1 protein-coding gene is annotated in these 1,160 nt (G+C 63.4%); it reads left to right on the top strand.

Annotation, left to right across the window (positions count from 1 at the left end):
* Positions 1-68 precede the first annotated feature (68 nt).
* A complete protein-coding gene (locus DES47_RS28570) occupies positions 69-1,031 on the top strand; it encodes an IS5 family transposase (RefSeq protein WP_133704198.1) in 963 nt (320 codons plus the stop codon).
* Positions 1,032-1,160: the final 129 nt, after the last annotated feature.

Here is a 1,160-nt window from a genome sequence, read left to right as displayed (position 1 = left end):
GGAGGGTCTGCACAACCCCCGGGCAAATCAGCTACCGCGAAGCTTGAATGGCTGCGACGATTCAGGTCATGAAGCAAGCAAGTCTTGGACTGGGGCAATCGAGCAAACGCACGCGGCGGCGCGTGTTTCTCGAAGAGATGGACCGCGTGGTGCCGTGGTCGGAGCTGGTGGCGTTGGTGACGCCCTACATGCCAGAAGGCCGGCGCGGCCGGCCGCCGTTTGCAGTGGAAGTGATGCTGCGAATTCACTTCATGCAACAGTGGTTCAACCTGAGCGACCCAGCGATGGAAGAGGCGCTGCACGATATGGCGCTGTTCCGGGACTTCGCGGGCCTGGGTGGCTGGGATGAGCGAGTGCCCGATGAGACGACCATCTTGCGTTTTCGGCGCGTGCTGGAGAAGCACAAGCTGGCGCCGCAAGTTCTGAAGACGATCAACGACTTGCTGCTGAGCAAGGGCCTGATGCTGCGAGCGGGCACGGTGGTGGACGCCACGCTGATCGCCGCGCCCAGCTCGACCAAGAACGCCGAGGGCGAGCGCGACCCGGAGATGAAGCAGAGCAAGAAGGGCAATCAGTGGTACTTCGGCATGAAGGCGCACATCGGCGTGGATGCTGAATCGGGCCTGGTGCACACGGTGCGTGGCACGACAGGCAGCGTGAACGATGTGACCGAGGCCAACGCGCTGCTGCACGGCGACGAGACCGAAGCCTTCGGTGATGCGGGCTACCAGGGCGCGGACAAGCGAGCTGACGCCAAGCCGGATGTGCGCTGGAACATTGCGATGCGACCCGGCAAGCGCCGGGCGCTGGACAAGAGCCGGGAGTCAAGTCGCCTGATCGATGAGTTGGAGCGCCTGAAGGCGAGCATCCGGGCCAAGGTGGAGCACCCGTTCCGTGTGATCAAACGCCAGTTCGGCCATGTGAAGGTGCGCTATCGCGGGCTGGCCAAGAACGCAGCGCAACTGCAGACGCTGTTCGCGCTGTCCAACCTGTGGATGGTGCGGCGCCAATTGGGTGGGGTGCAGGCATGAGTGCGCCTGCAAAGCGCGAAAGCGCCGCGAAACGCGGCAAAACCAAGTGCCGCTAGCGCAGCGGGCTTCAACATTCCACTTCAGGTCGGGGCCAGCACCGATGACTGCGCTTTGTGCAGACCTTCCCTA

It is taken from the genome of Roseateles toxinivorans, from assembly GCF_004362525.1.
Classification (GTDB): domain Bacteria; phylum Pseudomonadota; class Gammaproteobacteria; order Burkholderiales; family Burkholderiaceae_C; genus Paucibacter; species Paucibacter toxinivorans.
This window is presented reverse-complemented; position numbering and strand designations above follow the sequence as displayed.